This is a genomic window from Streptomyces sp. NPDC054813 (genome assembly GCF_053611365.1).
Genome location: NZ_JBSHAF010000013.1, coordinates 49284 through 66272 on the forward strand (window position 1 = coordinate 49284; position 16989 = coordinate 66272).

Here is a 16989-nt window from a genome sequence, read left to right on the forward strand (position 1 = left end):
CGGACGAGGGTTCAGGTCTCGTCCGCCGTCCCTCGTCAGGGGCGTAGCCGGGTGACCGCCGCCACTGCTGCCGCGGAGGTCAGGGCCGTGGCTCCTGCCAGGGCGAAGCAGAGTCCCACCGGCAGGTGTCCGAGGGCCAGCCCGGCCGCCACCGAGCCCCCCGAACTTCCGGCGTTCACCGCCGCGTTCACCCACGCGCCGGCCCGGGTCCGTGCGGACTCGCCCGCCATCTCGTCGGCCAGCAGGTACGCCGTCGTCAGGGTGGGTGCCACGAACACGCCCGTGGCCGTCATGGCCAGGGCCAGGGTCCAGCCACCGGGGGCCAGCCCGGCGAGGGCCAGCGCCGACCCCAGGGCCACCGTCAGCCATGCCAGCCGTTCGGCGGCCGGGAGGCGCCAGTCCACCGCCCCGTTCAGCAGGCCTCCCACCGCGCTGCCCACCGAGAGCGCGGCCAGGACCCAGGCGACGACCTCCGTGCCGTACGACCGCTGCTCGGCGAAGGCCATCACCAGCAGGTCGGCACCGCTCAGGGCGAGCCCCAGGCCGGCGGCCGCGACCACGGGGGCCGCCGGGAAACGCGCGGGCGGGCCGCCGGCCGCACGCTTCGGGGGAGTCGCGCCCCGCACCGCCGGTGACATCACGAACGCGCAGGTGCCGGCCAGCATGAGCACCGCGCTCAGCAGGAGCCCGGCCGGCGGCGGACCGAAGCGCAGCAGCAGGCCGACCAGCGCCGGGCCGGACACGAACAGCAGTTCCTCGGCGACCCCGTCCAGGCTGTAGGCCCGCTGGAGCAGCGCCGGGTCGTCGACCAGGCGGCCCCACACCGCCCGCATGGTGGGGCCGAGGGGTGGCGCGACGCAGCCGGAGAGGGCGGCGGTGACGGCGAGCGCCGTCGGCGGGGCGCCCGGGCGCCAGGTCAGGACCGCGAGCAGGCAGAGCACGGCGCTGTAGAGGGCCGCCATGGGCGGCAGGGCCCGCCGGGGGCCGTATCGGTCCACCAAGGTCGCCCGGACCGGCAGCAGGACGACCGCGAAGCCGCCGAAGAGGGCCATCACCAGCCCCGTCACGGCGTAGGAACCGGTCGCGCGGGTCACGGACAGCAGGACGGACAGGGAGACGGTCCCGTAGGCGAGGCGGGCCGCGAGGGCGGCGAGGAAGGTGTGGCGCGCGTGCGGGACGCGCAGGACGGCGGCGTACGACGGTCGCCGGGCAGGTGAAGGGCGCGATGAAGTCAGCGCGGACATGGGTCGGTTCCTCGGTCGGAGGCGGAAGAGGGGACACCTGTGCGCGCCACGGCACGGGACATGAAGGTGCCGGGGGCGCGGGGTGCCCGCTTACGCCAAGGAGAGGAACATGCGGTCAAAATAGCAGCCGGAGCCGTCGGACGGTCGGGATCAGTTCTCCGTCAGCCCCGCGACCAGTTCGTCCGCCGCGCGGTACGGGTCCAGTTCGCCGGTGACGATGCGTTCCGCGAGTGCGTCGATGTGGCGGTCTCCGTGAAGGTCGCCGATGCGTGCGCGCAGCGCCGTCACGGCGATGGTCTCGACCTCGCGGGCGGCGCGGGCCAGTCGGCGTTCCGCCAGGACGCCCCGCTCCTCCATCCACGCGCGGTGCTTCTCCAGGGCCTCCACCAGCTCGTCGATGCCCTCGGCGCGGGCCGCGACCGTCTTGACGATCGGGGGGCGCCAGTCGCCGGGGCCCCGGGACTCGCCGAGCCCGAGCATGTGGTTCAGTTCGCGGGCGGTGGCGTCCGCGCCGTCCCGGTCGGCCTTGTTGACCACGTACACGTCGCCGATCTCCAGGATTCCGGCCTTGGCCGCCTGGATGCCGTCGCCCATCCCCGGGGCCAGCAGGACGACGGACGTGTCCGCCTGGGAGGCGATCTCCACCTCCGACTGGCCCACCCCGACCGTCTCGACGATGATCACGTCGCAGCCCGCCGCGTCCAGGACGCGGATGGCCTGCGGGGCGGCCCAGGCGAGGCCGCCGAGGTGGCCTCGCGTGGCCATCGAGCGGATGTAGACGCCGGGGTCCGAGGCGTGGTCGGACATGCGGACGCGGTCACCGAGCAGGGCGCCTCCGGAGAAGGGCGAGGACGGGTCGACGGCCAGCACGCCGACCCGTTTGCCCTGTTTGCGGTAGGCGGTCACCAGGGCCGAGGTGGAGGTCGACTTGCCGACCCCCGGGGAGCCCGTCAGGCCGACGACATACGCATTGCCCGTCAACGGCGCGAGTGCCGCCATGACCTCCCTGAGCTGCGGAGACGCCCCCTCCACCAGGGAGATCAGCCGGGCCACCGCACGCGGTCGGCCCTCCCTGGCCTGGGCCACCAGTGAGGAGACGTCCTGCATCACAGCTCCGTTCGCTTCCGTTCGCTTCCGCCTGCTCAGAGAAACGTGCTCAGGCCTTCGGCACCCGCACGATCAGCGCGTCACCCTGGCCGCCGCCACCGCACAGCGCGGCCGCGCCGACCCCGCCGCCGCGCCGCCTGAGCTCCAGGGCGAGGTGCAGGACGAGACGGGCGCCGGACATGCCGATGGGGTGGCCCAGGGCGATGGCACCGCCGTTGACGTTCACCGTTTCGGTGGACACCCCGAGGTCCTTCATTGACTGGACGGCGACCGCGGCGAAGGCCTCGTTGATCTCGATGAGGTCCAGGTCGCCGACCTCCAGGCCCTCCTTCTTCAGGGCGTGCTGGATGGCGTTGGACGGCTGGGACTGCAGGGAGTTGTCCGGTCCCGCCACGTTGCCGTGGGCGCCGATCTCGGCGAGCCAGGCCAGGCCCAGCTCCTCGGCCTTGGCCTTGCTCATCACGACCACGGCCGCCGCACCGTCGGAGATCTGCGAGGAGGTGCCGGCCGTGATCGTGCCGTCGCGGGTGAACGCGGGGCGCAGCCGGCCCAGCGACTCGACCGTGGTGTCGCCGCGGATGCCCTCGTCCTTGCTGAAGACGACCGGCTCGCCCTTGCGCTGCGGGATCTCGACCGGGGTGATCTCGGCCTCGAAGACGCCGTTCTTCTGTGCGGCGGCGGCCCGCTGGTGGGACAGGGCGGCCACCGCGTCCTGCTCCTCGCGCCCGAGGCCGAGGCGGGTGTTGTGCTTCTCGGTCGACTCGCCCATGGGGATGTTCTCCCAGGCGTCGGTCAGGCCGTCGTACGCCATCGCGTCGAGCATCTCGATGGCGCCGTACTTGAAGCCCTCGCGGGACTTGGGGAGCAGGTGCGGGGCGTTGGTCATGGACTCCTGGCCGCCCGCGACCACGATGTCGAACTCGCCGGCGCGGATCAGCTGGTCGGCCAGGGCGATGGCGTCGAGGCCGGAGAGGCAGACCTTGTTGATGGTGAGCGCCGGGACGCTCATCGGGATGCCGGCCTTCACGGCGGCCTGGCGGGCCGGGATCTGGCCCGCGCCGGCCTGCAGCACCTGACCCATGATCACGTACTGCACCTGGTCGCCGCCGATCCCCGCGCGGTCGAGGGCGGCCTTGATCGCGAAGCCGCCCAGGTCGGCTCCGGAGAAGGACTTCAGCGAGCCCAGCAGTCGTCCCATGGGCGTCCGCGCGCCCGCGACGATCACTGAGGTGGTTCCGGTGGTTCCAGAAGTCATGAGCTGCGAATCCCCTTACCGGCTGCACTGCCGAGGAGTGAACGAGGGTTTACTTCGAATGTATTGCGTGGCACTCCGTGCCGTCATCGGGCCGTCAGTGTGATCGCTGGCACGTTGCGTAACCATCGCGGTGGCGCTGCACTGAATCCATGCTGACGCGAATCGACCACATCGGGATCGCCTGCCACGACCTCGACGCGACCGTCGAGTTCTACCGGGCCACGTACGGCTTCGAGGTGTTCCACACCGAGGTCAACGAGGAGCAGGGCGTGCGGGAGGCCATGCTCAAGATCAACGAGACGTCCGACGGAGGCGCCTCCTACCTGCAGCTTCTGGAGCCGACCCGGGAGGACTCGGCGGTCGGCAAGTGGCTCGCGAAGAACGGCGAGGGGGTGCACCACATCGCCTTCGGTACGGCGGATGTGGACGGTGACGCCGCGGACATCCGTTCCAAGGGCGTACGCGTTCTGTACGAGGAGCCACGGATCGGCTCCATGGGGTCGCGGATCACCTTCCTGCATCCGAAGGATTGCCACGGAGTACTGACAGAACTGGTCACATCGGCGGCTGTTGAGTCACCTGAGCACTGACTCTCGTACATATGGGCCGGTAGGGTTGGGGCCGGTCGTCCCTTCGCACGTTCGCAGGGCCGGGGCGGCCGCATGCCGGGGTCCGGGTTTCGGGGGACGAGCGTCGGGGCAGCAGCCCGTGCTCCGCCGTTGATCTGACACCATTCCCCGGGGGCCCCGTTCGGCGGATGGACGGAGCTCGTTCGGAGAAGGTTGCGACCAGGGGACGGATGGGACCGCGCAGTGCGGGGCTACGAGAGCCAGGAGCGAGAGCCGGCGGCTGACGTCGACCACCTCTCTCGGTTCGAGGCCGAGATGAAACGGCTGAAGACCGAGCGGGAAAAGGCGATCCAGCATGCCGAGGACCTCGGCTACCAGGTCGAGGTGCTGCGCGCCAAGTTGCACGAGGCGCGCCGCACCATCATGTCCCGGCCCGCGTTCGACGGCGGTGACATCGGCTACCACGCCGAGCAGCTGCTACGGAACGCCCAGGTGCAGGCCGACCAGATCCGCCAGGAGGCGGAGCGGGTGGCCGCGGAGGCCCGGGCGCAGACCCAGCGCATCCTCCAGGAGCATGCCGAGCAGGCCGCCCGGCTCCAGGCCGAGCTGCACCAGGAGGCGGTGACCCGCCGCCAGCAGCTGGACCAGGAGCTGGCCGAGCGCCGGCAGACCGTCGAGTCGCACGTCAACGAGAACGTGGCGTGGGCCGAGCAGCTGCGGGCCCGGACCGAGTCCCAGGCCCGGCGGCTGCTCGACGAGTCGCGGGCCGAGGCCGAGCAGGCCATGGCCGCCGCCCGCGCCGAGGCCGAGCGGCTGGCCACCGAGGCCCGGCAGCGGGTCACCAGCGACGCCGAGGCGGCCCGCGGGGAGGCCGAGCAGCTGCTGCTGCGCGCCCGCCGGGACGCCGAGCGGCTGCTGAACGCCGCGTCCACGCAGGCCCAGGAGGCCACCGACCACGCGGAGCAGCTGCGCAGCTCCACCGCGACGGAGTCGGACACGGCCCGCCGGCAGGCCAGTGAGCTGAGCCGGGCCGCCGAGCAGCGGATGGCGGAGGCCGAGGAGGCGCTGCGCAAGGCGCAGTCCGAGGCCGAGAAGCTGGTCACCGAGGCCGAGGCGAACGCCACGAAGGCCCTCTCCAGCGCCGAGGCCACCAACGAGCAGCGCACCCGTACGGCAAAAGAGCAGGTCGCCCGGCTGGTCAGCGAGGCCACCAAGGACGCCGAGGCCACCAAGGCGAGCGCCGAGCAGGTCGTCGCGGACGCCAGGGCCGAGGCCGAGAAGATCATCGCGGAGGCCTCCGAGAAGGCCCGCACCCTGACCGCCGAGGAGAGCGCCTCCCAGCTGTCCAAGGCCGCCAAGACCGCCGAGGACGTCCTGAACAGGGCGGCCGAGGAGGCCAGGAACACCACCAAGGCCGCCGCCGAGGAGGCCGAGCGGATCCGCACCGAGGCGGAGACCGAGGCGGACCGGCTGCGCGCCGAGGCGCACGACATCGCCGAGCAGCTCAAGGGCACGGCGAAGGACGACACCAAGGAGTACCGCGCCAAGACGGTCGAGCTGCAGGAGGAGGCCCGCCGGCTGCGCGGCGAGGCCGAGCAGCTGCGTTCCGAGGCGGTCGCCGAGGGCGAGTCGATCCGCGCCGAGGCCCGGCGCGAGGCCGTACAGCAGATCGAGGAGGGGGCCAGGTCCGCCGAGGAGCTGCTCGCCAAGGCCAAGGCCGACGCGGACGAGCTGCGGCAGACCGCCACCACGGACAGCGAGAAGGTCCGCACCGAGGCCATCGAGCGCGCGACCACGCTGCGCCGGCAGGCCGAGGAGACCCTGGAGCGCACCCGCCAGGAGGCCGACCGGCACCGCACCGAGGTCCTGGAGCAGTCCGAGGCTCTCAAGGAGGACGCCGAGCGGGCCGCGCGCGAGCTGCGCGAGGAGACCGAGCGGGGCGTCGAGGCCCGGCGCGCGGAGGCCGCCGAGGAGCTGACCCGGCTGCACACCGAGGCCGAGGAGCGGTTCGCGAACGCCGAGCAGTCGCTCACCGAGGCCCGTGAGGAGGCAGGCCGGATCCGCCGGGAGGCCGGCGAGGAGACCGACCGGCTGCGCTCCGAGGCCGCCGAACGCATCCGCACGCTGCAGCAGCAGGCCGAGACCGAGGCGCAGCGGCTGCGCGACGAGGCCGCCGCCGACGCGTCCGCCTCCCGCGCGGAGGGCGAGTCCATCGCCGTACGGCTGCGGTCCGAGGCCGCGGCCGAGGCGGAGCGGCTCAAGCAGGAGGCCCAGGACACCGCCGACCGGGTCCGCGCCGAGGCGCAGGCGGCGGCCGAACGGCTGTCCACCGAGGCGTCCGAGACGCTGGCGGCCGCCCAGGAGGAGGCCACCCGGCGGCGCCGGGAGGCCGAGGAGCTGCTCGGTTCCGCCCGCCAGGAGGCCGACCAGGAGCGCGAGCGGGCCCGCGAGCAGAGCGAGGACCTGCTGGCTCAGGCGCGCAACCGGGTCGAGGAGGCGCAGGCCGAAGCCGTACGACTGGTCGAGGAGGCGGACCGGCGGGCCACCGAGATGGTGTCGGCCGCCGAGCTCCACGCCCAGCAGGTACGGGACTCGGTCTCCGGGCTGCACGAGCAGGCGCAGGACGAGATCGCCGGGCTGCGTTCGGCCGCCGAGCATGTCGCGGACCGCACGCGCCGGGAGGCCGAGGAGGAGTCGGACCGGGTCCGCGCGGACGCCTACGCCGAACGGGAGCGGGCCAGTGAGGACGCGGCCCGGATCCGCCGTGAGGCCGCCGAGGCGTCCGAGGCGGCGAAGGCGCTGGCCGAGCGGACCGTGACCGACGCCATGACGGAGTCGGAGCGGCTGCGTTCGGAGGCGGCGGCGCACGCCCAGCAGGTGCGCACCGAGGCCTCCGACACCACCGCGCAGGCCGAGCAGGACGCCACGCGCACCCGTGCCGAGGCCCGTGAGGACGCCAACCGCCTGCGCTCGGACGCGGCGACCCAGGCGGACACCCTCATCACCGAGGCACGCAACGAGGCCGAGCGGCTGCAGAACGAGACCATCACCGAGGCCGACCGCGTCCGCGCGGACGCCATCGCCAAGGCGGAGAAGCTGATCGCGGACGCCTCCGGGGACGCGGAGCGGCTGCGGGCCGAGGCCGCCGAGACGGTCGGTTCCGCCCAGCTGCACGCCGAGCGGACCCGAAACGACGCGGAGCGGCTCAAGGCCGACGCGGAGGCGGCGGTCGAGCGCATGCTCAACTCCGCCCGCGAGGAGGCCGAGCGGACGCTCGACGAGGCCCGCAAGGACGCCAACAAGCGACGTCAGGACGTGGCCGAGCAGGTCGACACCCTCATCAACGAGACGGCCGCCGAGGCCGACAAGCTGCTCACCGAGGCGCAGCAGCAGGCCCACCAGACCACCGCGGACGCCGAGGCGCAGGCCGACAGCATGGTGGGCGCGTCCCGCAAGGAGGCCGACCGGCTGGTGTCCGAGGCCACGGTCGAGGGCAACTCGCTGGTGGAGAAGGCCCGCACGGACGCGGACGAGCTGCTCGTCGGCGCCCGCCGGGACGCCACCGCCATAAGGGAGCGGGCGGAGGAGCTGCGCGACCGCATCACCAGCGAGATCGAGGATCTGCACGAGCGCGCCCGCCGCGAGGCCGCCGAGACCATGAAGTCCACCGGCGACCGCTGCGACGCGCTCATCAAGGCCGCCGAGGAGCAGCTCGCCAAGGCCCAGGCCAAGGCCAAGGACCTGGTCTCGGAGGCCAGCTCCGAGGCGGGCAAGGTCCGGATCGCCGCGGTCAAGAAGGCCGAGGGGCTGCTCAAGGAGGCCGAGCAGAAGAAGGCCACGCTCGTCCGGGAGGCCGAGGAGCTCAAGGCCGAGGCGATCCGCGAGGCCCGGGCCACGGTCGACGCCGGCAAGCGCGAGCTGGAGATCCTGGAGCGCCGCCGCGAGAACATCAACGGCGAGATCTCCCGTGTCCAGGACGTTCTGGAGGCGTTGGAATCCTTCGAGACCCCGTCGTCCAACAAGGACGGCGGAGTCAAGGCGGGCAGCACGGTGGGCGCCCCTCGATCGGGTGGCAAGTCGTCAGAAGGTTAGAGAACAGTGTCGGTTCTGTAGTCTTCTGGGGCTTTTGACCGAACATTTGACAGAGGCTTTGGCAAGCGATCTCACAGCTAGCCACCCAAAAGGGGTGTCATTCTCCAGATCAAACACGTATCCGCTCGATGACACACCGCTTCGGCCCCTAGGATTCCACCTATCACCTCACCGGTCTCACTCGACAGGAACCCCATGAGCGACACTTCCCCCTACGGCTTCGAGCTTGTGCGGCGTGGGTACGACCGCGCTCAGGTGGACGAACGCATCTCCAAGCTCGTCTCCGACCGTGACAGCGCTCTCGCCCGCATCACCGCTCTGGAAAAGCGCATCGAGGAGCTCCACCTCGAGACGCAGAACGCCCAGGCCCAGGTCACCGACGCAGAGCCGTCGTACGCCGGCCTCGGCGCGCGTGTCGAGAAGATCCTTCGCCTCGCCGAGGAGGAGGCGAAGGACCTGCGCGAGGAGGCCCGCCGGGCGGCCGAGCAGCACCGTGAGCTCGCCGAGTCGGCGGCCCAGCAGGTGCGCAACGACGCAGAATCGTTCGCTGCGGAGCGCAAGGCGAAGGCCGAGGACGAGGGCGTCCGGATCGTCGAGAAGGCCAAGAGCGACGCGTCGCAGCTGCGCTCCGAGGCCCAGAAGGACGCGCAGTCCAAGCGTGAGGAAGCGGACGCGCTCTTCGAGGAGACCCGTGCGAAGGCCGCGCAGGCCGCCGCCGACTTCGAGACGAACCTCGCCAAGCGGCGTGAGCAGTCCGAGCGTGACCTGGCCTCGCGTCAGCAGAAGGCCGAGAAGCGCCTCGCCGAGATCGAGCACCGCGCGGAGCAGCTGCGCCTCGAGGCGGAGAAGCTGCGCACCGACGCCGAGCGCCGGGCGCGTCAGACCGTCGAGACGGCTCAGCGTCAGGCCGAGGACATCGTCGCGGACGCGAACGCCAAGGCCGACCGGATCCGCTCGGAATCCGAGCGTGAGCTGGCCGCGCTGACCAACCGCCGCGACAGCATCAACGCCCAGCTGACCAACGTCCGCGAGATGCTGGCCACGCTGACGGGTGCGGCGGTCGCCGCCGCGAGCTCTCCGGCGGAGGACGAGCCGATCTCCCGTGGGGTTCCGGCCCAGCAGTCCCGGTAAGCGCGGACTGGTAACGACCGACGTTCAAAGACCCGCATTCCCTTCGGGGGGTGCGGGCCTTTGTCGTGCGAGTGCGGGTGGGATGTGGTTGCTCGCGCAGTTCCCGCGCCCCTTTCCTGGGCGCCGCACCTGACGCCCCTTCAGGGGCGCGGGGAACTGCGCGACCAGCCCCCACGGCGCCGCACCCGACGACGGCGCTCCCCCGGCCCCCTCCGGTGGCAGCCCCCGTGGGCCGGTCTTAGCGTGACCGCATGATCGAGCTGGCGGGCCTGACCAAGCGTTACGGCGACAAGACCGCGGTCGACGACCTCACCTTCGCCGTGCGGCCCGGCATCGTGACCGGCTTCCTCGGGCCCAACGGCGCCGGGAAGTCCACCACCATGCGGATGATCCTCGGGCTCGACCACCCCACGGCCGGCCAGGTGCGGATCGACGGCAAGCGGTACGAGCAGCTCAAGGACCCGCTGACGTACATGGGGGCGCTGCTCGACGCCAAGGCCGTGCATGGCGGGCGCAGTGCCTTCAACCATCTGCTGTGCCTCGCGCAGAGCAACGGGATTCCGCAGGCCAAAGTGGCCGAGGTCCTTGACACCGTCGGACTCACGGCGGTGGCACGCAAGAAGGCCAAGGGGTTCTCGCTGGGCATGGGGCAGCGGCTCGGGATCGCCGGGGCGCTGCTCGGGGATCCACGGATCCTGATGTTCGACGAGCCGGTGAACGGACTCGACCCGGAAGGGATCCACTGGATCCGGAATCTGATGAAATCGCTGGCCGCCCAGGGCCGGACCGTGTTCGTCTCCTCGCACCTGATGAGCGAGATGGCGCTGACCGCCGATCACCTCGTCGTCATCGGGCAGGGGCGGCTGCTCGCCGACACCTCCATGGCGGACTTCATCCGGACGAACTCGCGGTCGTACGTCCGGATCCGTTCCCCCCAGCGCGAGCGGCTGCTCGACGTGCTGCACGGGGCCGGGATCACCGTCGTGGAGACGGGGACCGGGGCGCTGGAGGTGGAGGGCGGGAAGTCCGAGCCGGTCGGGGAGCTGGCCGCGCAGCACGGGATCGTGCTGCACGAGCTGAGCATCCAGCAGGCCTCGCTGGAAGAGGCGTTCATGCAGTTGACGGCGGAGTCCGTGGAGTACCACGCGCACGCCGACTCGGCCCCGGTGCCGCAGGCCTGGGGTTCCGGCTGGGACAAGGGGGCGTGATGGCGGTCGTCACGCAGGTCGTACGGTCCGAGTGGACCAAGATCCGGTCGGTCTCCTCGACCGTGTGGACCCTGTCGCTGGCCGTGGTCGTCAGCGTGGCGCTCGGGATGCTGCTCTCCGCGCTGGCGAACAGCCAGTTCGGCAACATGCCCGCCCGGGAACGGCTCTCCTTCGACCCGACGAACATCAGCTTCGCCGGGCTGACGCTGGGGCAGCTCGCGATGATCGTGTTCGGGGTGCTGGTGGTGTCGAACGAGTACAGCACCGGCATGATCCGCACCTCGCTGGCCGCCGTACCGCAGCGCGCCACCTTCCTCTTCAGCAAGATCGCGGTGGCGACGGGCCTGGCGCTGGTCGTCGGCATGGTGACCAGCTTCGCCGCGTTCTTCCTCGGGCAGGCCATGCTCGGCTCCCACCGGGCGTACCTCGGCGACACCGGGGTGCTGCGCGCGGTCATCGGCGGCGGGCTCTACATGGCCCTCATCGCGATGTTCTCCATGGGTGTGGCCACGATGCTGCGCTCGCCGATGCTGTCGCTCGGCATCCTGATGCCGTTCTTCTTCCTGATCTCCAACATCCTCGGCAACGTCGACGCGACCAAGAAGATCGGCCGGTTCCTGCCGGACCAGGCGGGCGGCCACATCATGCAGGTGGTGCCGAGGGTCGGCGACGACGTCCCGTACGGGCCCTGGGGCGGGCTCGGGATCATGGGGCTGTGGGTGGTCGCCGTGCTCGCCGGCGGGTATGTCCTGCTGAAGAAACGGGATGCCCAGTGACCGGACCGATACGGACCGGCTTTGCCAGCTCTTGATGGGAACCGTCAGCGCCCGGATATCCTCCTAACCCTTACGGGGGCGTCTGCCCTGCTGTCCTGATCCTTTCGATGGGTGCGGAGCATGATCGAGGCTGTCGGCCTGACCAAGCGCTACGGCGACAAGACCGCCGTCTACAACCTTTCCTTCCAGGTGCGGCCCGGCGCCGTCACCGGCTTCCTCGGGCCCAACGGCTCGGGCAAGTCGACGACCATGCGGATGATCCTGGGTCTGGACAACCCGACCGCGGGCGCGGTGACGATCGGCGGCTACCCCTACCGCCGGCTGCCCAACGCCGCCCGCCAGGTCGGCGCACTGCTCGACGCCAAGGCGGTGCACGGCGGCCGGTCCGCCCGCAACCACCTGCTCTCCCTGGCCCAGCTGTCCGCCATCCCGGCCCGCCGGGTCGACGAGGTGCTCGGGGTGGTCGGCCTCCAGGACGTGGCCGGCAAGCGTTCCAAGGGCTTCTCGCTCGGCATGGGCCAGCGCCTCGGCATCGCCGCCGCGCTGCTCGGCGACCCGCAGGTGCTGCTCTTCGACGAGCCGGTCAACGGCCTCGACCCGGAGGGCATCCTCTGGGTGCGCAACCTGATGAAGTCGCTCGCCGCCGAGGGCCGCACGGTCTTCGTCTCCTCCCATCTGATGAGCGAGATGGCGCTGACCGCCGACCACCTCATCGTCATCGGGCGGGGCCAGCTGCTCGCCGACATGAGTGTGACGGACTTCATTTCGGCCAACTCCGCCGACTTCGCGCGGGTGCGCACCCCGGACAGCGACCCGCAGCTGCGCGAGAAGCTCAGCTCGGCGCTGACCGAGGCCGGTGGCCATGTCATGCCCGAGCAGGACGGGGCGCTCCGGGTGACCGGCCTGCCGCTGCCGCAGATCAGCGACCTCGCGCACGAGGCGGACGTACGGCTGTGGGAGCTCTCCCCGCACCAGGCCTCCCTGGAGGAGGCGTACATGCGGATGACGCAGGGCGCCGTCGACTACCGGTCCAGCATCGACCAGAAGGCCGGCCTCCAGCAGCCGCTGCCGCCCGGCGCGCAGCCGCCGATGCCGGTGCCCGGGCAGGGCCAGCCGGGCTGGTACGCCCCGCCGCCGCCCCAGCAGGGCGGCCAGCCGTTCGCAGGGCCCTACGGCGCGCAGGGGGTGCCCGCAGGCGCGTACGGCGCCCCGCAGGCCCCTTACGGGGCACCTCAGGCCCCTCCCAACCCCTACGCCGCCCCGGCGCCGGTGCCCGCTGAATCGTCACAGCAGGCTCCCGCGCCCGCGCCCGCTCCCGCTTCCGCCCCCGCCGACCTGACCAAGCCCGAGGACGCCCGATGAGCACCCACCAGCCCCCGATGCCGCAGGCAGCCCCGGCCGCGTCCGACCGGCAGGCGGCGCCCGGCGGTCCGTACCCCGGTTACACCTCGCCGATCCCGGTGGTGCGCACCCACCTCGGGCACGCCGTCACCTCCGAGTGGACGAAGATCCGCTCGGTGCGTTCGACGATCTGGACGCTCGGCGTCTTCGTCCTGCTCGTCGTCGGCATCGGCCTCCTCACCGCCTCGGTCGTCAGCAGTTCCTCCTCGTCCGACGACCTGTCCGGCGAGAACGCGCTGTCGCTCGGCTTCTTCGGGCTGCTGCTCGGCAGCATGTGCATCATCACGCTGGGCGTGCTGACCACGGCCTCCGAGTACGGCACCGGAATGATCCGTACGACGATGGTCGCCTGCCCCTCCCGCGCGCGCGTGCTCGCGGCCAAGGCGATCGTCTTCTTCGCGGTCGCGTTCGTGGTCACCCTCGCGGCCAGCGCGTTCGTGGCCATGACCCAGGTGTCGATGCTGAACGACGTCGCCCGGACGCCGACCGGCGGGGAATGGCTGAAGGGCACCGTCGGCGTCAGCCTCTACATCGCGCTGCTCGGGCTGCTCTCGCTGATCATCGGTTCGATCATCCGGCACTCGGCGGGCGCGATCACCATCATGATCGGCGCGGTGCTCGCCCCGCTGGTGATCGCGCTGTTCATGTTCTCGCAGTCGCTGGAGAAGGTGCGCACGGCCCTGTTCGAGTACTCGATCCCGAACCAGCTGAGCGTCTTCTACTCCAACTCCCTCAGCGACTCCGGCCCTTCGGGCTGGGACCCGCTGTGGATCATCCTGCTCGTGACGGCCGTCGCGTTCGGCGGCGCCTACCTGCTCCTGGAGAAGCGGGACGTGTGACGTCCCTCCAGAGCCTCCGGTAGAGCCTCCGGCCTAGAACTTCGGCGCGTTCCGGGACCGCTGCACCCGCGTGGTGCGGCGGTCCTTCGCGTTCCAGCAGGCCTTGTGCCAGTGCCGGCGCTCGTCGACGCCCGAGTGCTCCGGCCACGCCACCACGTGCGGGACACCGGAGGGGATCAGCTGGTCACAGCCCGGGCAGCGGTACGTCTTGCCGAGTGCGCTGGCACCCGCCACATGCCGCACGCTCCACTCCTCGCCCTGCCAGCTCTCGCTGGACTGCCAGCCACCGTAACGGTCCGCGCGGTCGTCCTCGGCGCTCCGGCCGGAGCTCTGTCCGGAGGAGGAGGCTCCATTCGGGCCCTGGGGTCGGTTGCGACGCGGGGACACGGAACACCTCTCGGGGCTATACAGGAAGCAAGGGCTGTGTCCAGCCTACGACGCGCGCACGGGGGTACGCGTAGGGCACCAACCCGTACAAGTCCCCCTCCAGGGCGACCCATTCTCCAGACAATCCGCAAATCTCTTCGCCAGGCCGTGTCCTCGGCACGTGTCAGACGGTTATGCCCGGTGGGGGAGCTCCGGGTAGGAGCCAGGAAAGCAGGAAGAAACGATGCGCGTAGGTAGTTTTGTGCTGGCCGCCCAGTTCCCGGGCCAGGGCCAGGGGGAGGCGCTGCACCGGGCGGTGCGCACGGCGGAGGTGGCCGAGGAGGCCGGTCTGGACGCGGTCTGGCTGGCCGAACACCACTTCGTGCCGTACGGCACCTGCCCGTCCGCGGTCACGCTGGCGGCTTTACTGCTGGGCCGCACCAGGCGTCTCCAGGTCGGTACGGCCGTGAGCGTACTGCCGACGGTCCACCCGGTGGCACTCGGCGAACAGGCCGCGCTGCTGCATGTGACGAGCGGCGGTCGCTTCACACTCGGCGTGGGCCGGGGCGGGCCCTGGGTGGATCTGGAGGTGTTCGGGAGCGGCCTCGACGCCTACGAACGCGGCTTCCCGGAATCACTCGAACTGCTGATGCGCTGGCTGCGCGAACCGGCCGTGTCGGCCTCCGGGCCGCGCTTCTCGTTCCGTGAAGTCCCGGTCGTGCCGCGCCCGTCGGAGGCGCTGACGGAGGCGCCGGGGCCGGAGGTGGTGGTCGCGTGCACCTCGCCGGCGAGCGTCCGGCTGGCCGCCGAGCAGGGTCTGGCGATGCTGCTCGGAATGCATGTCGGGGACGAGGAGAAGGCCGAGATGGTCGCGCTGTGGCGGCAGCACGCGCGGGCGGCCGGACGGCCCGCCGAGGAGATCCTCGGCGCGGCCCATGTCTCGGCCGGCGTCTGCCAGATCGCCGACCGGCGCACCGACGCCGTGGAGACGCTGACGAAGGCGATGCCGGGCTGGCTGAAGCAGGGCCTGGAGGCCCATGTGACGGTGGACGGCCGGTTCCGCTCGATGCGCGATCCGCTCGCCTACACCGAACTGCTCTGCGGACTGCACCCGGTGGGGACCCCGCGGCTGTGTGCCGACCGGCTCGCGGCGACCTCCGAGCGGACCGGCATCTCCCGATTCGCCCTGCTGACCGAGGGCTCGGGGGACCTTGCGGCCACGGAGGAGAACGTACGACGGCTGGGTGCCGAGGTACTGCCGCACCTCCGGTGACCTCACACCTCCGCGGGGAGCTTGCCGCCCCAGTGACTTATTGCACCTCCCGCGTGTGGAGCGGCAAGCAAGCGGCTCACTGCGTCAGCAGTACCGGAGCTCCGCGTCAGCAGTCCCGGAGCTCCGGGGACTGGTTCAGGAGCTGACTGCGCACCGAGGTGAAGCGGGCCAGCCTCGCGTCCACCGAGACGTCCAGCGGGAACACCGCCACACGATGGCAGTTCTGGAAGGCCAGCCGCACACCGAAGTGCCGCTGCAGGGCGCCGCGTATGGCGTCACTCGCGAGCGCACGCAGCAGCTGACCGCGTGCCTGCTCGTCCGGCGGGGGCGTCTGGTTGTCGGCGAACTCTCCGCCGTCCACCTTCAGCTGGGCCACCAGGGAGCTGATCATCTCCCATGCATAGGGCAGGGAGGTCCGGACGCAGTCGACGAAATCTGCTTCGTCGACCTCGCCTCGCTCGGCCTGTTCGAGTAGGGCCGGTGAGACGTCGAGCGACATGGGTTCTCCTCTCGCACCCCCGAACAGCAGGGGTTGCCGGACAGGTATGGGGAGTTCGCGATACCGAACACGCTGAGTACACACACAGCGACCTCCCGTTCACTACGGTAGGCAACGGACGGTGACGCCACCAGGAGATTGCGTATATGCGACGGTCCCTTTAGGCACACAATCGGCCAGGGTTGAACAGGGGTGTGCAGGCGACCCGTCAGGATCGGTCGCTGGAGCCTGCTGAGAGGACGGATCAAGAGGCGCGACCCGCAGGGCCTCGGCCGAGGGCGATCAGGCGAATCGCGTGGAGGGCCGGGCGTCGAGTAGCGTTGCCGACCATGCGTCTCGTCATCGCCCGGTGCTCCGTCGACTACGCCGGCCGGCTCACCGCCCACCTTCCCTCGGCCCCCCGTCTGATCCTGGTCAAGGCGGACGGCAGCGTCTCGATCCACGCGGACGACCGGGCCTACAAGCCCCTCAACTGGATGTCGCCGCCGTGCACCCTCAAGGAGGGGGCGGGCGACGAGGAAGGCGTCTGGACGGTCATCAACAAGGCCGGCGAGAAGCTCATCATCACGATGGAGGAGGTCCTCCACGACTCCTCGCACGAGCTGGGCGTGGACCCGGGCCTGATCAAGGATGGCGTGGAAGCGCACCTGCAGGAGCTGCTGGCCGACCGTATCGAGACGCTCGGCGAGGGCTACACCCTGATCCGCCGCGAGTACATGACGGCGATCGGGCCGGTGGACATCCTGTGCCGGGACGCCGACGGCCGGACCGTCGCCGTCGAGATCAAGCGCCGGGGCGAGATCGACGGTGTGGAGCAGCTCACCCGCTACCTGGACCTGCTCAACCGCGACCCCCATCTCGCCCCCGTGCGAGGCGTCTTCGCGGCCCAGGAGATCAAGCCCCAGGCCCGCGTCCTCGCCACCGACCGCGGCATCGGCTGCACGATCCTGGACTACGACGCGCTGCGGGGCGTACAGGACGACAAACTGCGCTTGTTCTGAGCGGAACCTGAGTCCACCGCGGTTCCGGAGGCGCCGCAGGTCCGGAGGCGCCGCGGTTGTTCTGCAAGCCACACCGGTCCAGATGCCCGACCGACTCACCCGTCGCCCGCCCCATGAACCGGCGGCCGCCGCCCCACTTTTCCGCCGCGACGGGGGGTTGGCGGGGGGGCGGGGGGGGGGCGGCGGCTGGGGCGGGGGGCGTGGGGGGGGGCGCCCCGCCGCGCACGA

Annotated in this window: 14 protein-coding genes; 9 read left to right on the top strand and 5 right to left on the bottom strand. The window is 71.4% G+C overall.

Annotation, left to right across the window (positions count from 1 at the left end; genetic code table 11):
- Positions 1-35: 35 nt before the first annotated feature.
- From ACWGJB_RS26035 to ACWGJB_RS26045, 3 genes are all read right to left on the bottom strand, one after another.
- Complete coding sequence (locus tag ACWGJB_RS26035; protein ID WP_453382508.1) at positions 36-1244, bottom strand: MFS transporter; 1209 nt, start codon at positions 1242-1244, stop codon at positions 36-38.
- Positions 1245-1394: 150 nt separating this feature from the next.
- Positions 1395-2351, bottom strand: coding sequence for a methylmalonyl Co-A mutase-associated GTPase MeaB (gene meaB / locus ACWGJB_RS26040; RefSeq protein ID WP_453382509.1), 957 nt, complete (start codon positions 2349-2351; stop codon positions 1395-1397).
- Between the two features lie 49 nt (positions 2352-2400).
- Complete coding sequence (locus ACWGJB_RS26045; protein ID WP_453382510.1) at positions 2401-3606, bottom strand: acetyl-CoA C-acetyltransferase; 1206 nt, start codon at positions 3604-3606, stop codon at positions 2401-2403.
- A gap of 149 nt (positions 3607-3755) precedes the next feature.
- Here ACWGJB_RS26045 and mce point away from each other — a divergent pair, with 149 nt between their 5' ends.
- The 7 genes from mce (at position 3756) to ACWGJB_RS26080 (ending at position 13622) form a co-directional block, all read left to right on the top strand.
- On the top strand, positions 3756-4196 hold the full coding sequence (gene mce, locus ACWGJB_RS26050; RefSeq protein WP_093499037.1) for a methylmalonyl-CoA epimerase: 441 nt from the start codon (positions 3756-3758) through the stop codon (positions 4194-4196).
- 222 nt (positions 4197-4418) lie between these two features.
- Positions 4419-8267, top strand: a complete 3849-nt coding sequence (gene scy, locus ACWGJB_RS26055; RefSeq protein ID WP_453382511.1) for a polarized growth protein Scy — start codon at positions 4419-4421, stop codon at positions 8265-8267.
- A 195-nt stretch (positions 8268-8462) separates the two neighbouring features.
- A complete protein-coding gene (locus ACWGJB_RS26060) occupies positions 8463-9398 on the top strand; it encodes a coiled-coil domain-containing protein (protein ID WP_089098739.1) in 936 nt (311 codons plus the stop codon).
- A gap of 251 nt (positions 9399-9649) precedes the next feature.
- Positions 9650-10606, top strand: coding sequence for an ABC transporter ATP-binding protein (locus tag ACWGJB_RS26065; RefSeq protein WP_453382512.1), 957 nt, complete (start codon positions 9650-9652; stop codon positions 10604-10606).
- Entirely contained in the window at positions 10606-11382 is a 777-nt protein-coding gene (locus tag ACWGJB_RS26070) for an ABC transporter permease (protein ID WP_453382513.1), read from the top strand. Before ACWGJB_RS26065 ends, ACWGJB_RS26070 begins: the two co-directional genes overlap by 1 nt.
- 120 nt (positions 11383-11502) lie before the next feature.
- Positions 11503-12744: an ABC transporter ATP-binding protein gene (locus ACWGJB_RS26075; protein WP_453382514.1), complete on the top strand. Its 1242-nt coding sequence runs from the start codon at positions 11503-11505 to the stop codon at positions 12742-12744.
- Positions 12741-13622 (top strand): ABC transporter permease, encoded by an 882-nt coding sequence (locus tag ACWGJB_RS26080; protein ID WP_453382515.1) that lies wholly within the window; start codon positions 12741-12743, stop codon positions 13620-13622. The genes ACWGJB_RS26075 and ACWGJB_RS26080 overlap by 4 nt, the downstream gene beginning before the upstream one ends.
- A gap of 33 nt (positions 13623-13655) precedes the next feature.
- Here ACWGJB_RS26080 and ACWGJB_RS26085 read toward each other — a convergent pair whose 3' ends face one another.
- Positions 13656-14009: an ATP/GTP-binding protein gene (locus tag ACWGJB_RS26085; protein WP_453382516.1), complete on the bottom strand. Its 354-nt coding sequence runs from the start codon at positions 14007-14009 to the stop codon at positions 13656-13658.
- Positions 14010-14232: 223 nt separating this feature from the next.
- Here ACWGJB_RS26085 and ACWGJB_RS26090 point away from each other — a divergent pair, with 223 nt between their 5' ends.
- Positions 14233-15261 (top strand): LLM class flavin-dependent oxidoreductase, encoded by a 1029-nt coding sequence (locus tag ACWGJB_RS26090; RefSeq protein ID WP_453382517.1) that lies wholly within the window; start codon positions 14233-14235, stop codon positions 15259-15261.
- A gap of 106 nt (positions 15262-15367) precedes the next feature.
- On the opposite strand, the gene ACWGJB_RS26095 is transcribed toward ACWGJB_RS26090, so the two are convergent.
- Positions 15368-15760: an SCO5389 family protein gene (locus ACWGJB_RS26095; protein WP_351710524.1), complete on the bottom strand. Its 393-nt coding sequence runs from the start codon at positions 15758-15760 to the stop codon at positions 15368-15370.
- Between the two features lie 329 nt (positions 15761-16089).
- On the opposite strand from ACWGJB_RS26095, the gene nucS reads away from it, so the two are divergent.
- Positions 16090-16761, top strand: a complete 672-nt coding sequence (gene nucS, locus ACWGJB_RS26100) for an endonuclease NucS (RefSeq protein WP_453382518.1) — start codon at positions 16090-16092, stop codon at positions 16759-16761.
- The last annotated feature ends 228 nt before the right edge of the window (positions 16762-16989 follow it).

Excerpts from the sequence above, each read along its gene's own strand:
- ACWGJB_RS26035 (WP_453382508.1), bottom strand. The coding sequence starts at position 1,244 with ATGTCCGCGCTGACTTCATCGCGCCCTTCACCTGCCCGGCGACCGTCG.
- mce (WP_093499037.1), top strand. The coding sequence starts at position 3,756 with ATGCTGACGCGAATCGACCACATCGGGATCGCCTGCCACGACCTCGAC.
- ACWGJB_RS26090 (WP_453382517.1), top strand. The coding sequence starts at position 14,233 with ATGCGCGTAGGTAGTTTTGTGCTGGCCGCCCAGTTCCCGGGCCAGGGC.
- ACWGJB_RS26060 (WP_089098739.1), top strand. The coding sequence starts at position 8,463 with ATGAGCGACACTTCCCCCTACGGCTTCGAGCTTGTGCGGCGTGGGTAC.
- meaB (WP_453382509.1), bottom strand. The coding sequence starts at position 2,351 with ATGCAGGACGTCTCCTCACTGGTGGCCCAGGCCAGGGAGGGCCGACCG.
- ACWGJB_RS26095 (WP_351710524.1), bottom strand. The coding sequence starts at position 15,760 with ATGTCGCTCGACGTCTCACCGGCCCTACTCGAACAGGCCGAGCGAGGC.
- ACWGJB_RS26075 (WP_453382514.1), top strand. The coding sequence starts at position 11,503 with ATGATCGAGGCTGTCGGCCTGACCAAGCGCTACGGCGACAAGACCGCC.
- ACWGJB_RS26080 (WP_453382515.1), top strand. The coding sequence starts at position 12,741 with ATGAGCACCCACCAGCCCCCGATGCCGCAGGCAGCCCCGGCCGCGTCC.
- ACWGJB_RS26070 (WP_453382513.1), top strand. The coding sequence starts at position 10,606 with ATGGCGGTCGTCACGCAGGTCGTACGGTCCGAGTGGACCAAGATCCGG.
- ACWGJB_RS26045 (WP_453382510.1), bottom strand. The coding sequence starts at position 3,606 with ATGACTTCTGGAACCACCGGAACCACCTCAGTGATCGTCGCGGGCGCG.
- ACWGJB_RS26065 (WP_453382512.1), top strand. The coding sequence starts at position 9,650 with ATGATCGAGCTGGCGGGCCTGACCAAGCGTTACGGCGACAAGACCGCG.
- nucS (WP_453382518.1), top strand. The coding sequence starts at position 16,090 with ATGCGTCTCGTCATCGCCCGGTGCTCCGTCGACTACGCCGGCCGGCTC.